22 protein-coding genes are annotated in these 24,251 nt (G+C 66.2%); 12 read left to right on the forward strand and 10 right to left on the reverse strand.

The window, feature by feature from the left end; all coding sequences use genetic code 11:
• Positions 1 to 6: 6 nt before the first annotated feature.
• Both ACPXB3_RS09290 and ACPXB3_RS09295 read left to right on the forward strand, forming a co-directional pair.
• Complete coding sequence (locus ACPXB3_RS09290) at positions 7 to 201, forward strand: hypothetical protein (RefSeq protein WP_425704148.1); 195 nt, start codon at positions 7 to 9, stop codon at positions 199 to 201.
• Positions 201 to 2,474 (forward strand): heavy metal translocating P-type ATPase, encoded by a 2,274-nt coding sequence (locus ACPXB3_RS09295; RefSeq protein ID WP_425727434.1) that lies wholly within the window; start codon positions 201 to 203, stop codon positions 2,472 to 2,474. Before ACPXB3_RS09290 ends, ACPXB3_RS09295 begins: the two co-directional genes overlap by 1 nt.
• 402 nt (positions 2,475 to 2,876) lie before the next feature.
• Here the strand turns inward: ACPXB3_RS09295 and ACPXB3_RS09300 are convergent, their stop codons facing one another.
• The gene (locus ACPXB3_RS09300; RefSeq protein WP_425704150.1) at positions 2,877 to 4,361 is read right to left on the reverse strand and encodes an FAD-binding protein; all 1,485 of its coding nucleotides are present in this window, start codon (positions 4,359 to 4,361) and stop codon (positions 2,877 to 2,879) included.
• 111 nt (positions 4,362 to 4,472) lie between these two features.
• On the opposite strand from ACPXB3_RS09300, the gene ACPXB3_RS09305 reads away from it, so the two are divergent.
• A complete protein-coding gene (locus ACPXB3_RS09305; RefSeq protein ID WP_425727435.1) occupies positions 4,473 to 6,104 on the forward strand; it encodes a molybdopterin-dependent oxidoreductase in 1,632 nt (543 codons plus the stop codon).
• 109 nt (positions 6,105 to 6,213) lie between these two features.
• Here ACPXB3_RS09305 and ACPXB3_RS09310 read toward each other — a convergent pair whose 3' ends face one another.
• Positions 6,214 to 7,488: a DUF222 domain-containing protein gene (locus tag ACPXB3_RS09310; RefSeq protein ID WP_425727436.1), complete on the reverse strand. Its 1,275-nt coding sequence runs from the start codon at positions 7,486 to 7,488 to the stop codon at positions 6,214 to 6,216.
• A gap of 365 nt (positions 7,489 to 7,853) precedes the next feature.
• On the opposite strand from ACPXB3_RS09310, the gene ACPXB3_RS09315 reads away from it, so the two are divergent.
• The 6 genes from ACPXB3_RS09315 (at position 7,854) to ACPXB3_RS09340 (ending at position 13,626) form a co-directional block, all read left to right on the forward strand.
• A complete protein-coding gene (locus tag ACPXB3_RS09315; RefSeq protein ID WP_425727437.1) occupies positions 7,854 to 9,311 on the forward strand; it encodes a hypothetical protein in 1,458 nt (485 codons plus the stop codon).
• Between the two features lie 58 nt (positions 9,312 to 9,369).
• Complete coding sequence (locus tag ACPXB3_RS09320) at positions 9,370 to 9,630, forward strand: hypothetical protein (RefSeq protein ID WP_425704154.1); 261 nt, start codon at positions 9,370 to 9,372, stop codon at positions 9,628 to 9,630.
• Positions 9,631 to 9,730: 100 nt separating this feature from the next.
• Positions 9,731 to 10,264 carry a Fic/DOC family protein gene (locus ACPXB3_RS09325; protein WP_425704155.1) on the forward strand — a complete coding sequence of 178 codons (534 nt, stop codon included), beginning with the start codon at positions 9,731 to 9,733 and terminating at the stop codon, positions 10,262 to 10,264.
• A 445-nt stretch (positions 10,265 to 10,709) separates the two neighbouring features.
• Positions 10,710 to 11,798 carry an NAD(P) transhydrogenase subunit alpha gene (locus tag ACPXB3_RS09330; RefSeq protein WP_425704156.1) on the forward strand — a complete coding sequence of 363 codons (1,089 nt, stop codon included), beginning with the start codon at positions 10,710 to 10,712 and terminating at the stop codon, positions 11,796 to 11,798.
• Entirely contained in the window at positions 11,798 to 12,103 is a 306-nt protein-coding gene (locus tag ACPXB3_RS09335) for an NAD(P) transhydrogenase subunit alpha (RefSeq protein WP_425704157.1), read from the forward strand. The genes ACPXB3_RS09330 and ACPXB3_RS09335 overlap by 1 nt, the downstream gene beginning before the upstream one ends.
• Complete coding sequence (locus tag ACPXB3_RS09340) at positions 12,100 to 13,626, forward strand: NAD(P)(+) transhydrogenase (Re/Si-specific) subunit beta (RefSeq protein ID WP_425704158.1); 1,527 nt, start codon at positions 12,100 to 12,102, stop codon at positions 13,624 to 13,626. The genes ACPXB3_RS09335 and ACPXB3_RS09340 overlap by 4 nt, the downstream gene beginning before the upstream one ends.
• On the opposite strand, the gene ACPXB3_RS09345 is transcribed toward ACPXB3_RS09340, so the two are convergent.
• Positions 13,613 to 13,939: a hypothetical protein gene (locus tag ACPXB3_RS09345; protein ID WP_425704159.1), complete on the reverse strand. Its 327-nt coding sequence runs from the start codon at positions 13,937 to 13,939 to the stop codon at positions 13,613 to 13,615. The two genes, ACPXB3_RS09340 and ACPXB3_RS09345, sit on opposite strands and share 14 nt — an antisense overlap.
• A 253-nt stretch (positions 13,940 to 14,192) precedes the next feature.
• Between ACPXB3_RS09345 and ACPXB3_RS09350 the strand changes: the two genes are divergently transcribed.
• Positions 14,193 to 14,345: a hypothetical protein gene (locus tag ACPXB3_RS09350; protein ID WP_425704160.1), complete on the forward strand. Its 153-nt coding sequence runs from the start codon at positions 14,193 to 14,195 to the stop codon at positions 14,343 to 14,345.
• Positions 14,332 to 14,481, forward strand: coding sequence for a hypothetical protein (locus ACPXB3_RS09355; RefSeq protein ID WP_425704161.1), 150 nt, complete (start codon positions 14,332 to 14,334; stop codon positions 14,479 to 14,481). Before ACPXB3_RS09350 ends, ACPXB3_RS09355 begins: the two co-directional genes overlap by 14 nt.
• A gap of 73 nt (positions 14,482 to 14,554) precedes the next feature.
• Here ACPXB3_RS09355 and ACPXB3_RS09360 read toward each other — a convergent pair whose 3' ends face one another.
• From ACPXB3_RS09360 to ACPXB3_RS09390, 7 genes are all read right to left on the reverse strand, one after another.
• The gene (locus tag ACPXB3_RS09360) at positions 14,555 to 15,583 is read right to left on the reverse strand and encodes a YdcF family protein (RefSeq protein WP_425727438.1); all 1,029 of its coding nucleotides are present in this window, start codon (positions 15,581 to 15,583) and stop codon (positions 14,555 to 14,557) included.
• A gap of 142 nt (positions 15,584 to 15,725) precedes the next feature.
• Positions 15,726 to 16,238 (reverse strand): hypothetical protein, encoded by a 513-nt coding sequence (locus tag ACPXB3_RS09365; RefSeq protein WP_425704163.1) that lies wholly within the window; start codon positions 16,236 to 16,238, stop codon positions 15,726 to 15,728.
• The gene (locus tag ACPXB3_RS09370) at positions 16,235 to 17,332 is read right to left on the reverse strand and encodes a MerR family transcriptional regulator (RefSeq protein ID WP_425704164.1); all 1,098 of its coding nucleotides are present in this window, start codon (positions 17,330 to 17,332) and stop codon (positions 16,235 to 16,237) included. Before ACPXB3_RS09370 ends, ACPXB3_RS09365 begins: the two co-directional genes overlap by 4 nt.
• 234 nt (positions 17,333 to 17,566) lie before the next feature.
• A complete protein-coding gene (locus tag ACPXB3_RS09375) occupies positions 17,567 to 18,838 on the reverse strand; it encodes a DUF222 domain-containing protein (RefSeq protein ID WP_425727439.1) in 1,272 nt (423 codons plus the stop codon).
• A 229-nt stretch (positions 18,839 to 19,067) separates the two neighbouring features.
• Positions 19,068 to 19,805 carry a metallophosphoesterase gene (locus ACPXB3_RS09380; protein WP_425704166.1) on the reverse strand — a complete coding sequence of 246 codons (738 nt, stop codon included), beginning with the start codon at positions 19,803 to 19,805 and terminating at the stop codon, positions 19,068 to 19,070.
• A gap of 97 nt (positions 19,806 to 19,902) precedes the next feature.
• Complete coding sequence (locus ACPXB3_RS09385) at positions 19,903 to 20,673, reverse strand: dienelactone hydrolase family protein (RefSeq protein WP_425727440.1); 771 nt, start codon at positions 20,671 to 20,673, stop codon at positions 19,903 to 19,905.
• A gap of 116 nt (positions 20,674 to 20,789) precedes the next feature.
• A complete protein-coding gene (locus tag ACPXB3_RS09390; protein WP_425727441.1) occupies positions 20,790 to 23,207 on the reverse strand; it encodes an ATP-dependent DNA ligase in 2,418 nt (805 codons plus the stop codon).
• 59 nt (positions 23,208 to 23,266) lie between these two features.
• Between ACPXB3_RS09390 and ACPXB3_RS09395 the strand changes: the two genes are divergently transcribed.
• The gene (locus ACPXB3_RS09395) at positions 23,267 to 24,226 is read left to right on the forward strand and encodes a Ku protein (protein WP_425727442.1); all 960 of its coding nucleotides are present in this window, start codon (positions 23,267 to 23,269) and stop codon (positions 24,224 to 24,226) included.
• Positions 24,227 to 24,251: the final 25 nt, after the last annotated feature.

Raw genomic sequence — 24,251 nt, forward strand, 5'->3', positions numbered from 1 at the left:
CCGATCATGATCCCGCGTGCGCTGACCGCCGGCGCCCTCGCGTCGAGCACCGCCGCACGGGTGGCCGCCTTCCTGGTGGCCCTCGCGGCGGTGTTCGTCGTGGCGTTCACGGTCGGTCACGCGGTCGGGCCCGACACCGGCGCCCCTACCCATCAGCATCAGCAGCCACCGACGACCACCGAGATCCACCGAGGCCACTGATGACAACCCCCGCCACCGCGCCCACCGCCGACCGCGTCGACCTCGACATCGAGGGCATGACGTGTGCGTCGTGCGCCAACCGGATCGAGCGCAAGCTCAACAAGCTCGACGGGGTGCACGCGACAGTCAACTTCGCGACCGAACGGGCGCACGTCGATCACCCCGCCGGCCTCGACACCTCCCAGCTCATCGAGGTGATCCGGTCCGCCGGCTACGACGCGGGACCCGTTGACGACCAGCCGCGCACCGACACCGAGTCCGAGACCGACACCGACCCGGTGCTCGACGCGCTACGCAACCGGGTACTGATCTGCGCCGTACTCACCATTCCCGTCGTCGCATTGGCGATGGTCCCGGCATGGCAGTTCACCTACTGGCAGTGGTTGTCGCTGACGTTGGCGGCGCCGGTCGTGGTGTGGGGCGCCTGGCCGTTCCATCGCGCCGCGTGGCTCAATCTGCGTCACGGCTCGACCACGATGGACACGCTGGTGTCGATGGGCACGCTGGCGGCGTTCGGCTGGTCGCTGTACGCATTGTTCTTCGGTACCGCGGGCGAGCCCGGGATGACCCATGGCTTCGATCTCGTCCCGCAGCGCGCCGACGGCGCCGCGAACATCTATCTCGAGGCCGCCGCGGGCGTCACCACCTTCCTGCTCCTCGGACGCTACTTCGAGAAGCGGGCCAAGCACACCGCAGGCGACGCCTTGCGCGCGCTGATGCGCTTGGGCGCCAAGGACGTTGCCGTGGTACGGGGCGGGGTCGAGACCCGCATCCCGATCGAGGCGCTGCGCGTCGACGACGTGTTCGTGGTGCGTCCCGGCGAGAAGATCGCCACCGACGGAGCGGTCGTCGAGGGGGCCTCGGCCGTCGACGCCTCGATGGTCACCGGCGAATCGGTGCCGGCCGAGGTCGGCCCGGGGGATGCCGTGGTGGGTGCCACCATCAACACCAGCGGCCGATTGCTGGTGCGTGCCACCCATGTCGGCGCCGATACGGCGCTCGCCCAGATGGCCCGGATGGTCGCCGACGCCCAGACGGGCAAGGCCGGTGCCCAGCGCCTCGCCGACCGCATCTCGGCCTGGTTCGTGCCCGCGGTGATCGCCATCGCCGTTGCGGCGCTGGGATTCTGGATGGGCGCGGCGATCGCCACCGATTCACCGGTTACCTTCGCGTTCACCGCTGCGGTGTCGGTGTTGATCATCGCCTGCCCGTGTGCACTGGGTCTGGCGACCCCGACGGCGCTGATGGTGGGCACCGGCCGCGGCGCGCAGCTGGGCATCCTGCTCAAGGGTCCGGAGGTGCTGGAGCAGACCAGACGCGTCGACACGATCGTGCTCGACAAGACCGGCACCGTCACCACCGGAATCATGCGGGTCGAGACGGTCCACACCCTCGACGCCGCCGACCATGAACGGATGCTGACGGCGGCGGCCGCCGTGGAATCGGCGTCCGAACATCCGATCGGCAAGGCCATCGTCGTTGCCGCGCAGGATCTTCCGGTGGGAACGGTCACCGACTTCGCCGGCACCAAGGGTGCCGGGGTCGCCGGAATGGTCGACGGCGACAAGGTTCGCGTCGGCAGTCCGCGCGAATTCGCCGACCTACTGCCGGCTACGTTGACCGCCCAGGTCGACGCCGCCCACGACCGGGGCGCCACCGCGGTGATCGTGTCCGTCGAGGGCCGGGGGCCGACGGAGTACGGTGTCATCGTGGTTGCTGACGAGGTGAAACAGACCTCGGGGCAGGCGATTACCGAACTCAAACAGATGGGCTTGACCCCGGTGCTGTTGACCGGCGACAACCCGGGCGCAGCGCGCCATGTGGCCGGTCAGGTGGGGATCGATCAGGTCATCGCCGAGATGCGGCCGGAAGAAAAGGTGGCCGCCATCAAGAACTTCCAGCAGCAGGGACGCGTGGTGGCGATGGTCGGCGACGGCATCAACGATGCTGCCGCGCTGGCTCAGGCCGATCTGGGGTTGTCGATGGGTACCGGCACCGACGTGGCCATCGCCGCCGCCGACCTGACGATCGTCGACGGTGAGCTGCGCAAGGTGATCGACGCGATCAACCTCTCGCGCCGCACGCTCTCGATCATCAAGGGAAATCTGTTCTGGGCGTTCGGATACAACGTCGCCGCGATCCCGATCGCCGCGGCCGGGCTGCTCAATCCGATGATCGCCGGTGCCGCGATGGCGTTCTCGTCGGTATTCGTCGTCGCGAACAGCCTGCGGCTGCGGGGTTTTCGGTCACGCGTGGCCGGGACACGGTCGTGAGTGAGCCCTGCTGAATCCAGTTCGCGGTGTCCTCGCCACCACCGGCCCCGTTCAGCAGATACAGCGTCGGCGCCGGAGCGCCGCCCGGTGCGCGCAGGACCTCCACCGGGACGTCGCGGCCCATCGATGGCGAGAACACCCGCAGGAGAAGATGATTCGGTCCGGCGGTCTCGGTGGAGACCACGCGCCCGGGATCGGCCGACGACGTGGGCGGGGAGATTCCCATCGCGATCACGCCGCTCACGGCCGCGATAAGAAATGCGGCGGCCAGGTGGATGAGTCGGTGTGATCGCATGGTCCACACTCCTCGGTGCGCACCTCGGGAGTGGGCGCACCACGGTGCGCGGTGGTGTCGGTGAACGCAGTACACCACCAGGATCGGCGGCGGACGTGCGTAGCCGACTACCCGATCACCTCGGCAGATCGGCGGCGTGCGGCGGCGTGCCGTCCCGCGCGGCGCCCGAAGTACGAGCCCTCCCCGAGCTGGGTGCCGCTGGCGTATCCCAAGCTGTCCTGGGCGATGTTGGCGGCGCACGCTCCGGCCGCATACAGCCCCGCGATGGAACTGCCGTCGGCGTCGAGGACTTCGCCGTCCAGCGAGGTCGCCATGCCGCCCATGGTGAACCCGGCGTACATCGCCTTGCCCAGACTCATGTCGAATACCGCCCACGGGCCGGTGTCCTGCGCGGCCAGGAATTCCGCCGACTTGTGGAAGTCGGGGTCGGTGCCCGCGGCGGCGTGGGTGTTGTAGCGGTCCAGCGTCGTCTGCAGTCGGCCGGTCGGAATACCCAGGGCCGCTTCCATTTCGGCGACCGTCTCGTATCCGTCGACGAAGGGTACCAACGGCATTCGGGGGCGTTTCATATGTGCCTCGTCGACGATGAGGTAGGCCGTCGCATCGGGTTGTTCGAGCACGAATGCCGACGTCCGGGAATGGTAGGAGTCCTCGGCGACGAAGCGATCCCCGTTCTTGTTGACGGCGATTCCGGTGAGCAGGATCGACGGCGGGTACACCGGCGCGGTGCAGAACGCCTGATCCATGTGCTTGAGCACAGCGCCTGCCGACACTCCCATCCGGAGTCCGAGCCCGTCGTCGTAGGTGTTGCCCAGCACGAACGGCTTCTCGGTCAGCCACGGCACGTGCTCGGCCACCATCGCGGAGTTCATGACGAATCCGCCGGCGGCGACGATCACCCCGTGCGCCCGAATGTAGCCTTGTTCGCCGCCGATGCCGCGCCACGCCACCCCCGTGACGGCACCGTCCGCGTCGACGACGAGGTTGCGTGCGCCGGTCTCGTAGCGCACCTCGACGCCGAGTTCGGCGAGCCGTTTGACCAGCAGTTCGACGACCATCGCGGCGCCGCCGGTGTCACCGGGTACCGGCACCTTGTGTCCGCGCGGGGCGGGTTTGGCCATGTCCTTGAACGGCCACACCTTTTCGTTGCCGGTGTACATCAGCCCCTGCGTCTCGGGCTGCACGACGGCCTTCTCGGGGTAGTAGCTGCGCTCGAAGGTGAAGCCGAGAGCCTCGAGCCAATTGAAGTGATCGACGCTGTCGACGCAGTACGCGTGGATCTTGTCCGGCTCGGGATCGCTCGAGACGGCGGTGATGTAGCGCTCCATCTCCTCGGCCGAGTCCTCGTGGCCGGTGGCCTGTTGCACCGCGGTGCCGCCGCCGAGGTAGAAGTGTCCGCCGGCCATGGCGGTCGTACCACCGGCCTGCGCCGCACGTTCCAGTACGAGTACCCGGGCGCCGTGGGCCGCGGCCTCGACGGCGGCGCATCCGCCCGCGATGCCGAGTCCGATGACCACCACGTCGACCTCGTCGCCGAAGGTGTCGACCGATTCGAGCGCGACCGTGTCGGGGATCGCTGTATCCGCTGCCATGCGCATCAGCGTAACCGACAAACTAGAACGCGTTCTAGTCTTGGGTTTGTCGGGTGACTGATCGACGTGGTGGGCGCGACCCGCGCGAGGAGGCCAGGACGGGGAGTATCAATGAGTGTGACCTCCGAACTCGACGACACACCCCGGCACGCCCCCGCTCGTCGTGTCGGGGCGCCGGTGAATGCCATCGCCGGAATCGTCGCCGTCGGTGCCGCCCTCGGCATCGGCGAATTGGTGGCGGCGCTCATCTCGCCGGAATCCTCCCCGTATTTCGCCGTCGGCTCGACCGTCGTGGACCATTCGCCGCTGTGGATGCGCGAATGGGCGATATCCACCTTTGGCACCTCAGACAAACTCACGCTGTTCGTGGTGATGGGCGTGGTGATCGCCGTGATCGCGGGTGTCTGCGGGGTCGTGGAACGGCGACGCCCACCGATCGGTTCGGTGGTCATCGTGGTTTTCGCCATCGTCGGGATGATCACTGCCCTCGGCCGCCCCGGTGCCACGGCGACCTTCGTGCTGCCCTCGCTCCTGGGTGGCGCCGCCGGCGTGGTCGCGCTGCGGATCCTCATCGGCATCCTCACCCTCGACGCCGGGAAGGATGAGTCGGGCGAGGATCCTGTCGATACGGACGATCCAGCGGATGCCGAGGACCGCCGTGGTGGTCTCGGAGCGCCCACGTCGCGCCGCTTCGTGCTGGCCGCGGCCGGGATCGCGGCGGTCGCCGTCGCCGCCGGTGCTCTGGGCCGGACCCTGCTCGCCGGTGCCGCCAAGACGCTGGCCGATCGCAATGCCGTGCGTCTCCCGGCCCCGGCCGACCCTGCCCCGCCGGTACCGGCCGCCGCCGACATCGGAGTTCCGGGGACGTCGCCGTTCGTCACCGGCAACGCCGACTTCTACCGGATCGACACCGCTCTGCAGGTCCCGCAGCTGACCACCGGCGACTGGAAGCTGCGGGTGCACGGCATGGTCGACAACGAGTTCTCCCTCTCCTGGGACGAATTGCTGCGGATGCCGTTGACCGAGCGGCTGGTCACGCTCACCTGCGTCTCCAATGAGGTCGGCGGTGACCTGATCGGCAATGCACGCTGGCTCGGGGTACGGATGAAGGATCTGCTCGATCGCGCCGGGGCGCGTCCGGGCGCGAATATGCTGCTGTCCACCAGCTCCGACGGATGGACCTGTGGCACACCGGTTTCGGCGATCAGCGACAACCGCGACGCCCTGCTCGCGATCGGCATGAATGGTCAGCCACTGCCGATCGAACACGGATACCCGGTGCGACAGGTCATCCCCGGGCTCTACGGATACGTCTCGGCCACCAAATGGGTGGTGGACTGGGAATTGACCACGTTCTCTGCGGCGCAGGCATATTGGACGACGCGCGGCTGGTCGGCCACCGGACCGATCAAGATCGCCTCGCGCATCGACCGCCCGTCCTCCGGCTCGAGTCTGCGGGCCGGCCAGGTGATCATCGCCGGCACCTCCTGGCATCAGCACACCGGCATCGCTCGGGTCGAGGTACGGGTCGACAACGGTCCGTGGGCGCCGGCGACTCTGGCCGCCGACTACAGCGACGACACCTGGCGCCCATGGAAATACGAGTGGCACGCCACGCCGGGCGCACACACCGTCGCGTGCCGGGCGATCGGGAAGGACGGGCAGGTCCAGACCGCCGCGCTCGCCGACCCGGTCCCCGACGGCGCCACCGGACTGGATACCCGCACCTATACCGTCAGCTGAGACCGGTGGTCCCGAGTCCGGGGCCGGCGACCTATGAAGTTCTCAATGTACATTTGCGGTCCCGGCTGGCCGGGTGCAGGGGTCGGAAAGACTTGGGATCAGGCCTGTTTCAGGCGGCGTTGTCGAGGTGGAGGGTTCGTCGGTTGTAGGCGGGTAAGGGTCGTCGCTTCGGGTCGACACCCGCAGGCGGGACCAGCCACGGGTGACGATCGAAGCCCATCACGACATCCCAGCCGCGGTCGTGGACGTCGTGATGGCAGGCCGTGCACAGGAGGCACCCGTTATCGAGGTCGGTGGGGCCACCGTCGACCCATGACACGAGGTGGTGTGCCTGGGTGCGCGATGCGGGGGCACCGCATTTCACGCAGCACTCATCCCGCAGCAGCAACGCTTTTCGTTGCGCCGGGGTGAACAGACGCTTTTCGCGTCCCACGTTCAACGGCACCTGTGCGTCGTCGACGATGACGACGGTGACCGCGGCATCACACCCCAACGCTTTCGCCGTCGCGGGTGTCACCGACCCCATGAACTCCAACGCGGACAGCTTCGGGGCATCAGCCGGGATCGTCAGCAGGACACCACCGGTCGGCTTGCACGACACGGTCTCGTCGGCGAGACCCCGCTCGGCGAGTTCCAAAATGGATTCGAAGGCATCAGCACGGCGGCGCTCGGCCGCCCGCGGATCATGCGAACCATCGGGTTGAGGTTTCGGCGCCGACAACGCTTCAACCAGGCTGTGCAGCTTCTCCCCGGCAACCGCATCCAGGTTGGCACGCACATCCAAACGGCCATCATCGGTTTTGTGGTAGCCCAGCTCGTTGATCGACTTGTCCTCGGCGGCAGGCACACCGGCATCGGCGTCGGCGGCGAGTTCGTTCGCGATGGTGCGAGCGTGATCGGTGATCTGCGCGGGCGTCATGCCCGCCGACGACCACGACATCAGTGACATCAACTGTGCTGACCGCAGGTCGGGATCAACGGGTTCGGTTGAGCGCGATTCGATGTGCGACAGCCCCCGCACGATCGCGTCGGCGTGTTCGGACGAGATGGCTCCGTCAGCCGCCCGGCGCACGAGTGGGTCGATGTCGATGGCGGTACCGACCCGCACGAACCGTGCAGCGACCGCGGGCGCGCACCCCATCACGGTCAACAGTTCCCGCAGGCGGCGTCCGTGGCCGTCGGCGACACCGAATCGGTCGAGATCACCGGTCAGCGTGGCCGCATGGTGGTCGGCGAGGTTGCGGATCAGCAGAATCTGCTGCAGCGCGGCGTGTGCTTGCGGCCCGGTCATGTCCAATCCGGTGCGAAGCTCGGCCAGCTGGTCGACAATGCCGGCCAGAATGGCTGCGGTATCGTCGCTTTCGACAGTTGCGTCGGCGATCATAGTGCCCCCCTTGGTGATCGATTCGATGTCTCCATCTTACACGCATGCACCGACAATGGCACCCGGATCGCCGGCATTTGTGGATCGAATACCGCTTGTGGACAACGTGTTTCGTGGCTCGGTGGACGCGCGTTTCTGTCGGTGAGTTGTGCTAGGCGTACGCGCCCTGGCACGGTGTCGATTGGACTATCTGGGTTTCACCGATTGGTGGCAAGCGCCTCTGGTGCGCGACGATGGGCGATACACTCACCTCTCGACATGGGCGGCAGCGGTCGTAGACCGGCGGGGACCAGTTCGCCGGAGGGGAACGATCCGCGGATCAGGGGGATGAAGTGCTCAGAGGGCGACACTCGATACTGACGGTGGTGGTGGCTGCCGCCGCACTTCTCTTCGTACAGGCAAGTTTTCAGCCGGGAGTGACCAACGCACTACAGATCGGCCCCATCATCTTCCCGGACGCCGGTTCCTCGGGAACCGGCGATCACGGCGAACCCGCACTCGTCAGAACTCCGGAATGGGCGCCGCCATTGAGCGCCGATGATGCGGTCATCCTCATCCCTGGCACCACCGACTACGACGGCAGCGACCAACTCGGGCGCACTCTGCAGATCGGGCTGTTCGGGGGCGTCACGACCGACCCGGCGACCGGCGCGGCCGTCGTCGATCCCAAGGCTGCACCGGAAGTCACCGTCGTCTCGTATCCCGGCGCCTTCGGACTCGATCCGTTCGGTATCCCGATCTACCTCGTCGGCTCGGATACCTTCACCCACTCTGTCGAGGCCGGATCGATCAACGGCGTCGCCGATGCCGAGGCCGCGTATCCGGGTGACGGCAACCGCAGGGTCGTCGTCAACGGCTACTCGCAGAGCGCACCGATCGCGATGAACGTCGCATACCTGTTGCACCACAGAAACATCGACGGGGAGGGTGAGATCCCCGACGACAAGATCGTGGTGATCATCGGCGCTGACTCACGCTTTCCCAACACTGGCGTGGAGAACACGATGCCGAGCCTTCTGCCGGGGCTGTATACCAACGGTGACCGCGATCCCGCCGACACCGGCGACATTCCCGTGTACTCCTACTGCGTCCGCGGCGATCCGACCTGTGGGGCGGGTAATCCGCTCGTCAATCCGATCTCCACGTTCTTCTATCTGGCACCAGGCTTCTACGTGCACGGATCTCTCAACCAGCACATCAACGAGTACACGATCACCAAGGAGTGGACGAGCCAGGAGGCCGGAGCCGGCGGCAACACGCACTACATCGTCTACGACGGCGGCAATCCGTGGGGAATGATGCTGCGTGACTTGGGTATTCCGGTGCCGCGAGAATTCGACGAGGCGCTGAGTGCGCTCGTCCCGGTGCCGATGCCCGGTGCCCGCTCGACCCTGGCAGATCTGCCGATCCCGATGTCGGACGAAATGCGGGGCCAGTTGAGCGCCTACGACGTGCCCACACCGCGTGAACTCCAGGGACTTCTCGCCGCCCGTCTCGGAGTCGGTGTCCCGGTCCACGATCCCGATGCCTGCGCCCGGACCCCGTCGGCCTGCCGGGCCGACTACAGCTCGGTGGCCGGTGCCGACACGCCGCCTGCGACGACGCCGGCGAATTCGACTCCGACAGCGCCGTCGATCACCGGGACCAACCGATCGGCCACGAGTACGGCACCGGCACCGAGTAGTGGAGAGTTGGCAGCCACGACATCTACTGCCACCCCGACGCCAGAGACCCCGACGATCGAGACCCCGACGATCGAGACCCCGACGATCGAGACTCCGACGACCGAGAGCGCCGAACCGGCGGTTCTACCGAACACGTGACCGAACGTGGTTGGTTTCGCGGCTAGAATCTACGTACCGCAGCCGAAAGGAGCGTGCCATGGCCACTTCCACCTGGCTCACCCGCGCATACCCCGACCTGTTTGCCGGACTGACCGAACATGACGCGCTGGATATCACCGCCGCGGTGGACAACAACGTCCTCGAAGGCTGGGAGCCGACCCGCGACGACATTGCCATTCTCACCGCCGAGGCTCGCGGCGCCATCAGCCGCGACGACCTCCTGCGCCAAGCACGTGGCGAGATCACCCGAGCGGAGCTCGTCCAGATGGCACTGCGTGGAGTCACCGCCGCCACCTGACGAATCGTCCGCCTCGCATGCGACGCCCCCTGGAGTCATGACGGGTGGTGTCGCCGTCTTACTGCCGGTCATCATCAACTCGAGATAGGCGTCGCGGTCCATGGCTTCTCCCCGATCGGACTGGGATGCCACCTTCATCCCAGGCAGTCACGTATTGGCAAACAAGCTCGGGATCGACGACCCAGACCAACTCGAGCAGCTGGAGTATGGACTCACCGCCACCGCCGAGCGTCAAGTCCTGCGCGGGCAGCTGGTAATCGACCGCACCTACGACGCCGAGCATCTCCGCGCTGTACACACCGCCTTGTTCGCCGACATCTATGACTGGGCCGGTAAGACCCGCATCTACCCGATGGCCAAAGACCGCATCGGCTTCGCCGACCCTGCGCAGATCGGCGCCTACCTGAGGGCGGCTGCCGACCACATCGCCACCACCGACTGGGGTGCCCTTGCCCACGGCGGTCTCGCCGTCGAAGCAGCCACGGCCTACGCCTACCTCAATACCGCCCATCCCTGGCGAGAGGGAACGGCAGAAGTGCAAAACTGTTTCTGCGGCAATTGCTCCGGGACCACCGGCACGATCTGGACCTCAGTCGAATCACCCGGCAGCAGTGGAACAACAGCTCGGCGCTGACGATGCCCGATCGTGGCGCCTTCGAGCCGGTTCCCGACCTGATGATCCCGGTGTTCTCTCGCATCATCGTCGACTACATCCCACCAGCCGGCGGTGCGATCACCGCGCCGAGATGTTGATAGAGCCGCGGGATCGGCCGCTGTCCCATCCGGGACCGGTGCCGGTTCGCCTGATTGGCCCGGTTTGCCGGCCAATCTGACGCACGCAGTGCTCAGGACGTCGTACGAGAGTCAAGGGAAAGTGAGCAAACCAACGCAGTGATCTGCGTCGGGAGAGGTCGTGTTATGTTCGTCGCACGTTTCTGGTGGTGATGTAACCCGTCGCCCCGTCCCGACCGCATCACTGCGGCACGGCCGATCAGAGCACCGACCGGGCCGATCGTTCGTTTTCGCCGATGCACCGACAAGTCGATGAGTACCGACAGAACGAAAGACAGCGAATAGCAATGAGTGTGGGTGTCGTGCGCGAAACGGCCTCCGGTGAGCGTCGGGTGGCGCTGGTACCGAAGGTCGTCGCGTCGCTGGTGGGCAAGAACGTCCCCGTGATCGTCGAGGAGGGGGCAGGCCTCGGGGCGCTGATCCCCGACGAGGCCTTCGTCGAGGCCGGTGCGACGATCGGCGATCCGTATTCGGCCGATGCGGTGTTGCGGGTGTCGCCGCCGTCGGACGCCGAGATCGCCAAGCTGCACAGTGGACAGAAGCTGATCGGATTCCTCGCGCCGCGCAACGCCGACACCAAGATCGGCGCCCTGCGCGAGGCCGGCATCGAGGCGTATGCCGTCGAGGCGATTCCGCGTATCTCGCGCGCTCAGGTGATGGACGCACTGAGTTCGCAGGCCAACGTGTCGGGATACAAGGCCGTCATCGTCGCCGCCGATCTGTCGACCCGCTTCTTCCCGATGCTGACCACCGCGGCGGGCACCGTGAAGCCGGCAACCGTGCTGGTGCTCGGGGTGGGCGTCGCCGGTCTGCAGGCGCTTGCGACCGCCAAACGTCTGGGTGGCCGCACCACCGGCTACGACGTGCGGCCCGAGGTGGCCGAGCAGGTTCGTTCGGTGGGCGCGCAGTGGCTCGATCTCGGGATCGACGCCGCCGGCGAGGGCGGGTATGCCCGCGAACTGACCGACGACGAGCGAGCGAAGCAACAGCAGGCGCTCGAGGATGCGATCAAGGGATTCGACGTCGTCATCACCACCGCACTGGTGCCGGGTCGGCCGGCGCCACGTCTGGTGACCGCCGCCGCGGTCGAGGGCATGAAGCCGGGCAGCGTCGTCGTCGACCTCGCAGGCGAGACCGGCGGCAACTGCGAACTCACCGAACCCGGGCAGACGGTCGTCACACACGACGTCACCATCACCTCGCCGCTGAATCTCCCCGCCACCATGCCCGAGCACGCCAGCGAGTTGTATGCCAAGAACGTGCTCGCGCTGATCGACCTCATGCTCGACGAGAATGGTGCGCTCGCACCGGATTTCACCGACGAGGTCATCACCGCCGCGTGTGTCACCCGTGACAGCCAGGAGGCGTCGGCCTGATGTACAACGAACTACTCGCGAACATTGCGATTCTCGTGCTGGCCGGCTTCGTCGGCTTCGCCGTCATCTCGAAGGTCCCCAACACCCTGCACACCCCGCTGATGTCGGGCACCAACGCCATCCACGGCGTAGTTGTGCTCGGCGCCCTGGTGGTGCTGGGTTCGCTACCGGCCGACGCCAATTGGGGCGTGCGCATCATCGCGTTCATCGCGCTGGTGTTCGGCACGCTCAACGTGGTCGGCGGTTTCGCCGTCACCGACCGCATGCTGGGAATGTTCAAGGGTAAGAAGGAGTCCGCCAAGTGAGCGCCACCGTTTTCGCCCAAGAGGTGGTAGACGCCAGTTTCAGCGGCACGGGGCAGGTCTCCGAAGGCCTCGGTTACGGGGTGACCGTCCTCTACATCGTCGCGTTCTCGCTGTTCATCTATGGCCTGTCGGGCCTGACCGGGCCGAAGACCGCGGTGCGCGGCAACTGGATCGCCGCGGTCGGCATGGGGATCGCCGTCGTCGCGACGTTGCTCGGCGTCTACAACAACGCCGGCGATGCGGGCGTGCCGTCGATCAACTGGATTCTGATCGCCGTCGGCCTGGTGGTCGGTGTGGCGCTGGGCATCCCGCCGGCCCTGAAGACCAAGATGACCGCGATGCCGCAGCTCGTGGCACTGTTCAACGGTGTCGGCGGCGGGACCGTCGCGCTGATCGCGTGGTCGGAGTACATCGAGTCCGACGGCTTCACCGCAGTGCACGAGACGCCCGACGTACACGTCATCGTCGGCTCGCTGTTTGCGGCGATCATCGGTTCGGTCTCCTTCTGGGGATCGCTGGTGGCGTTCGCGAAGCTGCAGGAGCTGTTGAACAAGAACCTCGAGAAGAAGTTGGTCAAGGCCGCCAAGGCCTTCCAGTTCGCCAACATCGTGCTCGCCATCGCGGCCATCGCGATCGCCGTCTACATCGGTGTCTCCGCCGATTCCACTTCGGCGACGCCATGGTTCTGGATCGTGGCGCTGCTCGTGATCGCCGGTGTGATGGGTCTGTTCGTGGTGTTCCCGATCGGCGGCGCCGACATGCCGGTGGTCATCTCGCTGCTCAACGCGCTGACCGGGCTGTCGGCCGCGGCTGCGGGTCTGGCGCTGAACAACCAGGCCATGATCGTGGCCGGCATGATCGTCGGTGCATCGGGCACGATCCTGACCAACCTGATGGCCAAGGCGATGAACCGGTCCATCCCGGCGATCGTGTTCGGCGCCTTCGGTGGTGGCGAGGCCGGCGTCGCCGGCGGTGCGGACGCGGCGGGCGGCACGGTCAAGGCCACCTCGGCCGCCGACGCCGCAATCCAGATGGCCTACGCCAACCAGGTGATCGTCGTGCCGGGTTACGGCCTGGCCGTCGCGCAGGCGCAGCACACCGTCAAAGAGATGGCCACCCTGCTCGAGGCCAAGGGCGTCGAGGTCAAATACGCCATCCACCCGGTCGCCGGGCGGATGCCCGGACACATGAATGTGCTTCTGGCCGAAGCAGATGTGCCGTATGACGCGATGAAGGAGATGGACGACATCAACGGCGAGTTCGCGCGCACCGACGTCGCCATCGTGATCGGCGCGAACGACGTCACCAATCCGGCGGCGCGCAACGATCCGGGTTCACCCATCCATGGCATGCCGATCCTCAATGTCGATCAGGCGCGTTCGGTGATCGTGCTCAAACGCGGGATGAGTTCCGGATACGCCGGCATCGAGAACCCACTGTTCTACCTCGATCACACCTCGATGCTCTTCGGGGACGCCAAGAAGTCCGTCGACTCGGTCATCGAGGAACTCAAGGCGCTGTAGCCGGCCCGCGATCGACGCCCCCGGCGCGGCCACGGCCGCTCCGGGGGACCAGGAATACGCTGATCGCGGCGCCGATGAGGAAGCAGCACAACGTGATCCACGGCCACGGCGTCACCTGCAGCGAATCGGCGTCGACGTCGACCGATGAACCCAGAGCCGAGACCTGGTGTGCGGTATCGGAGGTGAACCACAGCACCGCTACCACCGCGAGGGCCGAGAGTGCGATACCGGTATAGCCGGCCCAGACCGGGCGGTATGCCGGGCTCAGGCGCCGCAACGCCAACGCACCGAGCAGGCAGGCCAAGACCACCACGACGGTGCCACTGGACGTACTGATCTCGCTGGCGCTCAGCTGTTGTGGCGCACCGGCATCGGTGACCTCGGATTGCGCGCGAGGCCGGCGTCAGCCGCAGCACGCTGTACCGTCGCTTCCCCGGCAAGGAGGAACTCCTCGCCGCGGCGGTCGAACGGATGCGTCGCGATTTCGTTCACGAGATCGGCGTGCGGGTCAAGGGGCTCGACCCCGCGCCGCCATCGTCGAGGCCTTCACCGCGGCAGTTCTGGGAATGCGCAACAACGACGTCATCGCGAAGGTCATCGTCGACGACCCGGCCGCCATCGATCTCAGCGTCGGCACCGAGGATCCCCGTGTCGACGACCTCATCGACGAATTCAGTGGCGGCGTCGTCGCCACCCTGCGCCTCGATGCCCGAGCCTGATCTGCGCCTGGTCGCCGAGATCCTCTTCCGCTTGGTCACGTCCTTCGCGACCACGTCATCGCACGCCATCGACGTCGACGACGACGACGCGCTGCGCGAGTTCGCGACGAAATTCCTTGCGCCGCTGGTCTGGTAGACCGGCCGTTCGGGCAGACACCGGGCAGACCTCGGGCGACGCGCCCGGATGCCGAATCACCCGCCGAGGGTGATCAGCCGACCGACCCCGATCCGACCAGCTGCCCGAGGATCTTCCCGCCGATGTCGTCGATTATTCCGGGGCCCACGTCAGGTAGCTGACTTCCGGGTAGCTGATCGGTGGGCAGAAGCGGGGTCCGGCTCGCCGGAATGCCCGCGGTGCGGGTCGCCTCGACGCGGATGCCGGTCTGCTTGTCCTTGGGCAGTGGTGCGTCGTTCTTCGCCAGGTCGGTGTCGGTGGTGATCGACTGCGTGACGGTGAGGCCGGCTGCGGCGAAGTCGGCTGCGGCGCGGCGAATGTGGTTGGGGGAAGTCACCAGCACCACATCGGAGATGTGGCGTGCGGTGAGGAGCCCGGCGGTGTTCTGGGCGTTCGACACGGTCGAGACGGACGTTTCCTCGGTGGCGATGCGTGCGGGCGCGACGCCGTTGGCGATCAGCCACTTGCGCATCACCGATGCCTCGGTGGCCCCGTTTTGGGGCTTGCCACCGGTGACGACGATCGGCGCCGACGGCGATGACAGTGCCTGTGCGCGTCCGGCTTCGAGTCGCTTGATCAGCTCGGGCGCCGGTTTCCCCTCGGGGGACAGGCCGAATCCGAGGATGACGATGGCCGGGTTGCCCGAGACGGGTCGGGCGGTGGTGCTCGGGACGATCGCGGCCGCCTTGGTGACGCCGTCGATGACGTTGCGTGTGGTCTTCGCCAACCGAGAGTCCACCACTGTCAAGCGATTCAGCGCTGCCTTGCCGAGCGCGTCGTCGGAGATCTGGTCGGCCCAGATGGCTTGCAGTGCAAGGGATTGGCTGTCAGCAGGATTGAGTGTCACCGCCTGTTTGAGGTCACCGAGGCCGCCGGCCACATCTCCGGCGGCGAACTTCTGTTGCGCGGCGTTGTACAGCGAGGCCGGATCGACGGTGACCGCAGCTGTGGTCACCGCGCTCTCGTGGGACGTCGGCAGAGTACCGACGGCCGCGCCGCCGATGGCCGACAGTGCGAGAACCCCGACAGCGGTTCGTCGAAAATTACGTTTCACTCTGGACACGCCAGTCACTTGAGTAACAGTAGGTGGCGGATATGCAGGTCACCAGGGGGACTTGGTTCCAACCCGGTAACGAGCATCTGGTGGGCCGGAAATGGTCGCGTCCGGCGGTGGGGTGTCGCCCTTCTGGCCGGTGGAGCGGACGCTATTCGGTTCCGCTCGATGCTCGAGACCATGCGCGGGGTGCGGTGTCCCGCTTCTTGACCGCGGCGGCCACCTCCTCGATTCCCACACGAATGAGGTCGCCGTATGAATCGGCTTGCAGGGTAAAGGAGCGTTCACGGGCTGATGCGAGCTGGTCTCGGGCGGCGTCGAAGCTGCCGAGCCGACGAAAGTTGTCGGCGAGGTTGAGGTGAAGCGATGGGTAGAAGCCGGCGATGTGCAGGCCGGCGTCGAGTTCTCGGGCCCGTTGCTCGCTGACGGCATCGGCGGCGTCGAGTGCACGCACATCCCATTGCAGGGCCTGTGCAGGATCGATGTAGAGGTCGGCCAGGTAATGCGCCAGTGTGCAGCGGTGGAGTGGATCTCCGGTGACTCCGATTGTCTGCCACAGATCCAGGAGTTGGGTGCGTGCGTTGTCGACGTTTCCGCTGCGTCCGTCGGTGACCGCCTCGATGATGGCATTCATCGTCGGGTCGGTCGTGGTTGCTCCGGTCATTCGTGGTGCTCCTTTGGTGTGGCGCCATCTTCGGTGAATGGGGGCATGGTGGGCATGACAAGCGTGGTCAGATCACCGTTGTCGGCAGAGCGGATGGTCGCAGGCTGCGTCGCGCCGCGGAGGTCGAAGACCACATCCGCGCCGATTGCGGTACTGATGGCCGGATAGAGGGTGGTCATCTCGAACCAGACGTCGAACCCGGGCCCACTGACACGGCCCGGAATCTGGCCGTGCATGTCGTGGCTGGTGTCGTACAACGAGATCCCGGAGTTGTTGACGCGCAGGCAGATCAGTCCTGTGGATCTTTCTTCGAGGCGTTGGAGCAACATCGTCTTCGGCGACTCAACGCGCGTCGTCGGCGGGGGCAGTTCGTCGAGCATCAACTGGTAGTCGGGGAACGTTTCGGTCAGGAGTCGACAATGTCGATCTCCGCGTGTCGGCATCCGGATCCATATTTCGTGGTCGGTCGCCTCGATTCGAGCTTGCGGCGTGCGCCGCAGATCGGTCAGGCAGTCACGCAGGTCCTCGCCGTTCACCGTCGCTGCCCAGGCCGGACCAGGACGATGGGTGCTCACCAGCGTGCGAATCGACAAGCGGTAGCGATCGGTTGCGGTCACCACCACCGTGCCGGCGTCGGCCTCGATGCGTACACCGCCGAGTACCGGGACGTCCGGCTCGTCGGTGGTGGCGGTGAGGACCTGCGCCACCGCCGCGGCCAGCACTGGGCCGCTCACCGTGGCGACCATCGTTGCGGTCGTTTCGACCAGGGCGGATTTGATGGTGGCGGCACGCTCCCGTGCGGTGACGGCGTTGCCGACGACTGCGTCGACATGGTCGTCGACCAAGCGCACCGCCTCCTCGCAGTCGGCAGTGAGCACGGATCTCGCCGTCGCGAGAGGCATTCCGATCTCGCGTAGTTGCCGAAGCAACGACGCACGCTCGAGTTGGTCTGTCGCATAGAACCGATACCCGGACGCCGGGTCGACCTCGGTCGGGATCAGCACGCCGGCATCGGCATAGAAGCGCAACGCGCTCGCTGTCAGCCCACTCCTGCGCGCGAACGAACCGATCGGCATCAACCCGGGATCTTCCACCACCACATCATCGGGCTTCGATCTACGTGAAGGTCAACCCCGGCAGTCGCCGGCACCGACGTCCCACCTCGGAAGGGTGGTCGACGTGGACCGGCGACAGCCGGGATCTGGGCCGTAGCCCTATCTATCTATGAAGTTCTCAACGAACAGATGCGGTCCCGGCGGGCCGGGTGCGGGGTCGGGAAGTCGTTATGGGTAGGCCTGTTTCAGGCGGATCGTGTCAGACGGTCAGTGTCAGGCAGCGTCGTCGAGGTGCAGGGTGCGACGGTTGTAGGCCGGTAAGGGTCGCCGATTCGGGTCGACACCCGCGGGCGGGACCAGCCACGGGTGCCGATCGAAGCCCATCACCACATCCCATCCCCTGTCGTGGACATCGTGATGGCACGCCGTGCACAAAAGGCAGCCGTTGTCGAGGTCGGTGGGGCCACCCTCGACCCACGACACGAGGTGGTGCGCCTGGGTGCGCGACGCCGGCGCACCACACTTGATGCAGCATTTATCCCTGATCAGCAACGCTTTTCGCTGTGCCGGGGTGAACAACCGCTTCTCGCGTCCGACGTTCAACGGCACCTCGTCACCGTCGACGATCACCACGGTGACCCCGGCATCACACCCGAGTGTTTTCGCGGTCGCGGGCGTCACCGATCCCATGAACTCAAGTGCGGAAAGCTTCGGGGCATCAGCAGGAATCGTCAGCAGCACACCGCCGGTCGGTTTACACGACACGGTCTCGTCGGCGAGGCCCTTTGCCGCGAGCTCCAGGATCGTTTCCAGAGCATCGGCGCGCTTACGATCGGCCGACCGCGAATCCAGCGAACCATCGGGCTGAGGCTTTGGCGCGGACAAACTCTCGACGAGACTGTGGAGTTTCTCCCCGGCAACCGCATCGAGGTTGGCGCGCACATCGAGGCGTCCGTCGCTGGTCTTGTGGTAGCCGAGTTCGTTGACGCTCTTGTCTTCGGCGGCAGGCTTTCCGTCGGTGTCGTCGGCGAGCAGATTGCCGAGTTGGTTTGCGTGCTTACCGATTTCGGCGGGACTCATCCCGGACAACGCTTGCGAGACGAGGGACCGGGTGTGGTCGCGACGCTGTTCGGGGGTGACGGGTTCGCCGGTGCGGGAATCGATGTGGGTGAGTCCGAGGACGACGGCGTCGGCGTGGTCGAGGGATATCGCACCGTCGACGGTGTGGATACGCAGACCGTCGAGCTCCTTCGTGGTGCCGACGCGGACGAGTCGGCCGGCGACGGCGGGTGCGATTCCCATGGTGATCAACAATTGTCGTACCGAGCGGCCTTGGGGCGCGGTCACTTTGAGACGGTCGAACTCGCCGGTCAATGTCGCGGCGAGGTGATCGACTTTGTTGCGCAAGATGATCAGTTGCTGCATCGCCGCGAACGCTTCCCGCGAACCGATGTCCGCGCGGAACGTATGGTCATCGAGCTGCGCGATGAGACCCGCGAACAGGTCAGCCGGGAGCTCCGCGGAGTGTGTGGTGGCGTCGATCATGGAATCCCCCCTGGATGATCTTGCGATGAGTCCAGTGTAGCAGAAGATTTGTTCGACTGGCAGGGTTTGTAGGATTAATCCACAAGGGCAGCAACCACTTTCGCCACGCCAGTGAACAGTTGCCCCAGCGGTGAACGACTTTCCCTGCGGTGAACAGCCGTCACGCCGGTGGGCGATCTGGGTATCGAATACTGCTTGTGGACAAAGTGTTTCGCGCCTCGGGTGGACGCTAGAACATCACCGAACGGAAGTGGGTGATCAGGCGATCGCCGTCGATCATGTGGAAGGCGATACCCGGGGGTTGGCCGCGGTTGATGATGTCGGTGCCCTCGAAGGGCAGGTTCAGTGTCGATGAGACACCCGGCGCCATGCAGAGCGGACGGTCCGCAAAGCGGGTGACGCATGCGGAGTGTATGTGCCCACAGACGAAGCCGACGATGTTGGGGTGTTTGCCGACGAGAGCGGCCAGCCGCTGTTCTCCGGTCTGGCGGATGGTGTCCATGTAGGTCATACCGACGTCCACCGGCGGGTGATGGAAGGCCACCAGCACCCGGGTCTGCGGGCCGGCGGCCTCGATCTGCGCCGACATCCATTCGAGCGTGTCGTCGTCGAGGTAACCGTCGTTGCCCCCGGGAATGGAACTGTCCGCCGACAGCAGCAAGACGTCACCGATGAGCAGCGAGGAGTTGACCGGGGCCATGCTGCGACGAGGACCGAAGACCTCGCTGAAATTGTCCCGAAGATCATGGTTACCGACGGTGACCAGCATCGGTAGTGGGGACTCGAGAACGCGATAGGCCTCGACGTATTCGCGAGGTGTTCCTTCGTCGGCGATGTCGCCGGTGACCAGCAACGCATCGAGTCCGGCCGCGCGTGCGTTGAGATAACTCAGGGTCGACTCGATCCGGGCGCGGTTGTACCGCGTTCCGTTGAAATGGAGGTCGCTGATGTGGGCAACGACGAACACGCACACACTCCCTTGTCGACTCACCTGAGGCTAGCCGCATGGCACCGCAAGAGCACGCCGAGGGTGTACCGGGGCCGGCGCGTGGCCGTGCCCGCCGTCACCCCAGTGTGCGGGCGAACAATTTGGCCAGTTCCGCGAAGTGATACTCCGACGCATCGTGGTTGTAGGAGGCGGTGTCGGCCATGGTGTATCCGTGTGGGGCACCGGGATAGACACTGGCGTGATGGGTGACACCGGATGAGGTGAGTGCGTGTTCGAACACGGCGACCGACTCGGGCGGCAGGGAGCGGTCGTGATCGGCGTGTATCGCGAGCACCTCTGCTTTCACCTCGGGCAGCGACAGGTGCGGGCTGTCCGAGGAGTCGGTGACCAGGCCACCGGTGTGGAACATGCCCACGGCGGCAACGTCATCGGGTCGGGTGGTAGCGGCCAGCAGGGCCAGCCGCCCGCCCATGCAATAGCCCGTCGCGCCGACCGGCCCGGGCGCGGTCTCCGGCAGCGCGCGCAACGCGTCGAGGTACGCGGCCAGATCGCCGCGCGCCCGGTAGGTGGTGAGGCTTTTGATGCGCGGCCGCGCTTTCGCGAAGAACGTCGAGCGGCTCTCGGCATCGAGCAACGGCTCGTCGGGGGAGGTCTCGGCCGCGGTTCCACTGCGGTAGAAGGTGTTGGGCGCCAACACCACATAGCCCCACGACGCGATCCGGTCGGCCATCTTCTCGATCTGGGGGCGCAATCCGATCGCGTCCATGAGAAACAGGACGCCGGGCCAGGTGTCGCCGTCCGCCGCGGGCGCCGGCCGCGCCACATACGCTTCGGCATCGCCGTCGGCGGCGGTGACGGTGATCTTCTCTCCGGTTGTCTCGCTCATCTCTTCCTCTCGAAATCGGTGGACTGATCAGCAGGGGTCGCGCGGCTCGAATTTGCTCACGCAGGTGGTCGACGGCCCGCGCGAACCAGGTCGGACCGCGCGAACGCGTACCCGCCTCATAGGTCGCCGGGCAGTTTGTCGCGTCGGATACCGCGCCAGCTCGGATGTCGCAGATGCCCGGTGCTCGTCCAATCCATGAACCGCACCTCACCGACGATCTTCGGCAGCACCCACACCGCATTCGCCGCCACCGGCCGATCCAACTTGTCCAGGAACGGGGAGCGGCGGATCGTCAGCGGTTCGAGTTCCTCGGCGAGCAAGGACAATTGGGCTTCGGTGAACCCGGTGCCGACCCGCCCGACGTAGCGCAGTCCGGTCGCCTCCGGCAGACCGAGGAGCAGGGAACCGATTGTGTCGGTGCGGTGGCCGCGCCCCGGCCGCCAGCCGCCGATCACCACCTCGATGTCGCGCCAGTTCTTCTGTTTGAGCCACGACTTGGACCGCCGACCCTGCTGATAGGTCGACGAACGACGCTTGGCGACAACGCCTTCGAGCTGGTGTTCGCGACTGTATGCTACGGCCGCCGAGCCCGGCTCGGGTAGCAGGGCGGGCACCTCGACGTAGCGCGAACGCCCGAACGCGGGTGCTAGCCCTTCGAGTAGTTCGCGTCGCTGCGACCACGGTTTGCCGAGCAGAGAGGTGCCGTTGAGGTAGAGGACGTCGAACAGATAGAGCTTGAGCGTGATACCGGCGTCCGCGGATCGGCGCCCGGCGAGGAGCGTGAAATTGGTGCGCCCGGCCGAGTCGAGGGCCACCACCTCGCCGTCGAGTACGACGTCGATCAGCCCGAGATCGTCGGTCATGGCGGCGAGTTCGGGAAAGTCGGCGGTCATGTTCAGACCGGAGCGGGAGGTCAGGGTGAACTCACCGCCGATGTAGCGCACCAGGAGACGGTAGCCGTCCCACTTGCCCTCGAAAGCCCAGTCCTTCGGGTCGAGCTTCTCCACCGGTTCGTCGGTGGCCAGCATCGGCCGCGGATCCCGCAGGCTGTCGGGCAGGATGGGTCGGGGTTCGTCGCTCATCAGGTGCGCGAGCCAGTTCTTGTCACCGGTCTTGATCAGCGCATATCTGCCCTGGACGCGTTCTCCGTGCAGGCGGACGATGACCTCGTCGTCGCGCCACTTCTCGGTTTCGTAGGTGCCGCGATCCCAGATCTCCACGTGCCCGCCACCGTATTCGCCGGCCGGGATGTCGCCGGCGAAGTCGGCGTAGTCGAGGGGGTGGTCCTCGGTGTGCACGGCGAGCCGATTCTGGCCGGGATCGGTCGGCAGGTTCTTCGGGACGGCCCAGCTCACCAGGACGCCGTTGCGTTCGAGCCGGAAGTCGTAGTGCAGCCGCCGGGCATGGTGTTCCTGGATCACGAAGATCGGGCCTGCCGCATCGGTGTCCGCGCCACGCCGTTGCCGGGCGGTGGCGTCGTCGAACGGCTCGGGTGTCACCTCGGCGTTGCGTTTGCGACGGTATTCGCGCAGGTTGATGACCTGGCCGGCATTCGTGGCCGCACCGTCCGCCTCGCCGTGTCCGTCGGCGTCGTCACCGTCGGGATCTTCGGTCGCCTCGGTGCTGTCGGCGGTATCGGGGTCGTCGTCGAGCCCCTCGAGGAGATCGCCCATCTCCTCGACCCGTGCGAGCACGTCGGTGTAGAGCAGCTGCGTCAGATCGGGATCGGCCATTTCGTCCCAGGTGCGTGGCGCGGCGACCCAGGGCTGTTCGCGCCCGCGCAACGAATACGGCGCCAAGGTGGTCTTCGATGCGCTGTTCTGGCTCCAGTCGATGAAAACCTTGTGGGGGCGTTGGGCTTTCGCCATGATCGCGGTGACCCGGTCGGGTTGCTGCTGGGCCAGGGAGGTGGCGATCTGTTTGGCCACGGCGCTCGCGGAGTCCGCCGACACCGGCGTCTCGAACCGTGCGTAGACGTGTATTCCCTTGCCGCCGCTGGTCACCGGATAGCAGGGCAGTCCCGCGGCGTCGAGCATGTCGTGGACGGCGCAGGCCACCTGGGCGCACTCGGCGAGCGTCACACCGGGCCCGGGATCGAGGTCGAGGACCAGCCGGTTGGCCTTGGGGCCCTCGGCTGCGAAGACCGCGGTCTCGTCGGGGGCGGGCAGACGCCATTGCGGGGTGTGCAATTCGAGGGCGGCCATCTGCGCCAGCCACACCAAGGTTGCCGGCGAATCGGCCACCACATACTCGATGATGCGACTGCTGTGTTCGATGGCGCGGCGCGAGACCCACTCGGGGGTGCCCTCGGGTACCGACTTCTCGAAGAACGGGGTGGACTCGACGCCGTTGGGCCAGCGTTTGCGGGTGACGAGCCGATCGGCCAGGTGGGGCAGCATGGTGTCGGCGATGCGCGCGTAGTAGTCGATGACGTCGTATTTGCGGGTGCCCGACGCCGGATAGAGCACCTTGGCCAGGTTGGTCACCGAGATGGTGTGTCCACCCACCTGGAGCGTCTGTCCTCCGGATGCCATGGATCAAGCGTGCCACGGCTCTCGTGTCCAGGGCGCAATTGCCGCCCTGGGATGGCACAATGGCGACCATGCGCTCGATCTGGAAGGGCGATCTGAGCTTTGGTCTGGTCAATGTGCCGGTCAAGGTGTACTCGGCCACGGAAAGCCACGACCGGAAGTCCTATCAGGTCGATTCCTCCGACGGCACCCGAATCCGCTATCGGCGCGTCCGGGAGGGCACCGACACCGAGGTCGATTTCTCCGACATCGGCAATGCCTACGAATCGTCGTCCGGCGAGACGGTGATCTTGACCAAGGACGATCTGGCCTCGCTCCCGGTGCAGAAGAGTCCGGAGATCTCGATTCTCGAGTTCGTACCTGTCGAACAGGTCGATCCGATCTATTTCGACAAGCCGTACTACCTGGAGCCGTCGTCGAAGTCGCCGAAGGCCTACGTGCTGTTGGCGCGCGCGCTGCAGGAGACCGATCGGCTGGCGATCGCATCGTTCACGCTGCGCAACCGCACCCGTATGGCGGCGCTGCGGGTGATCGAACCCGGGGTGATGACGCTGCAGACCCTGCTGTGGCCGGACGAGGTCCGCAAACCCGACTTCGGTTTCCTGGGCGAGGACGTGCAGATCCGTGACCAGGAGTTGACGATGGCGTCGTCGCTCATCGACTCGATGGCGCAGGACTATGACCCCAGTGAGTTCTCCGACACCTATCAAAAAGAGCTGGCCAAGCTGATCGACGCGAAATCCGAAGGCTCCGAAGCGTTTCCGGAAACCGAGGCGAAGCCGGAGGCCGACGAGGACTCCGAGGTCGCCGACCTGTTGGCCGCGTTGCGTGCGTCGGTGAAGGATCGCGGTGCCGACGAGTCGTCGACATCGGAGTCCGATACGGCCGGCAAGAAGGCGCCCGCGAAGAAGACTGCCGCGAAGAAGGCTCCGGCGAAGAAGACCGCTGCGAAGAAGGCTCCCGAGAAGAAGGCTCCGGCCAAGAAGACCGCAGCCAAGAAGACCTCCCGCCGCGCCAGTTGAGTCGGTCGGGCCGGATCAGAACCAC

This window comes from Gordonia sp. DT219 (assembly GCF_049847065.1).
GTDB lineage: Bacteria > Actinomycetota > Actinomycetes > Mycobacteriales > Mycobacteriaceae > Gordonia.

What these genes read in the sequence shown, in the direction of transcription:
- ACPXB3_RS09305 (WP_425727435.1), top strand. Translation starts at nt 4,473, where the DNA reads ATGAGTGTGACCTCCGAACTCGACGACACACCCCGGCACGCCCCCGCT.
- ACPXB3_RS09310 (WP_425727436.1), bottom strand. Translation starts at nt 7,488, where the DNA reads ATGATCGCCGACGCAACTGTCGAAAGCGACGATACCGCAGCCATTCTG.
- ACPXB3_RS09365 (WP_425704163.1), bottom strand. Translation starts at nt 16,238, where the DNA reads ATGACCGGAGCAACCACGACCGACCCGACGATGAATGCCATCATCGAG.
- ACPXB3_RS09375 (WP_425727439.1), bottom strand. Translation starts at nt 18,838, where the DNA reads ATGATCGACGCCACCACACACTCCGCGGAGCTCCCGGCTGACCTGTTC.
- ACPXB3_RS09290 (WP_425704148.1), top strand. Translation starts at nt 7, where the DNA reads ATGATCCCGCGTGCGCTGACCGCCGGCGCCCTCGCGTCGAGCACCGCC.
- ACPXB3_RS09295 (WP_425727434.1), top strand. Translation starts at nt 201, where the DNA reads ATGACAACCCCCGCCACCGCGCCCACCGCCGACCGCGTCGACCTCGAC.
- ACPXB3_RS09335 (WP_425704157.1), top strand. Translation starts at nt 11,798, where the DNA reads ATGTACAACGAACTACTCGCGAACATTGCGATTCTCGTGCTGGCCGGC.
- ACPXB3_RS09390 (WP_425727441.1), bottom strand. Translation starts at nt 23,207, where the DNA reads ATGGCATCCGGAGGACAGACGCTCCAGGTGGGTGGACACACCATCTCG.
- ACPXB3_RS09325 (WP_425704155.1), top strand. Translation starts at nt 9,731, where the DNA reads ATGGCTTCTCCCCGATCGGACTGGGATGCCACCTTCATCCCAGGCAGT.
- ACPXB3_RS09395 (WP_425727442.1), top strand. Translation starts at nt 23,267, where the DNA reads ATGGCGACCATGCGCTCGATCTGGAAGGGCGATCTGAGCTTTGGTCTG.
- ACPXB3_RS09350 (WP_425704160.1), top strand. Translation starts at nt 14,193, where the DNA reads ATGCGCAACAACGACGTCATCGCGAAGGTCATCGTCGACGACCCGGCC.
- ACPXB3_RS09330 (WP_425704156.1), top strand. Translation starts at nt 10,710, where the DNA reads ATGAGTGTGGGTGTCGTGCGCGAAACGGCCTCCGGTGAGCGTCGGGTG.
- ACPXB3_RS09320 (WP_425704154.1), top strand. Translation starts at nt 9,370, where the DNA reads ATGGCCACTTCCACCTGGCTCACCCGCGCATACCCCGACCTGTTTGCC.
- ACPXB3_RS09385 (WP_425727440.1), bottom strand. Translation starts at nt 20,673, where the DNA reads ATGAGCGAGACAACCGGAGAGAAGATCACCGTCACCGCCGCCGACGGC.
- ACPXB3_RS09300 (WP_425704150.1), bottom strand. Translation starts at nt 4,361, where the DNA reads ATGGCAGCGGATACAGCGATCCCCGACACGGTCGCGCTCGAATCGGTC.
- ACPXB3_RS09355 (WP_425704161.1), top strand. Translation starts at nt 14,332, where the DNA reads ATGCCCGAGCCTGATCTGCGCCTGGTCGCCGAGATCCTCTTCCGCTTG.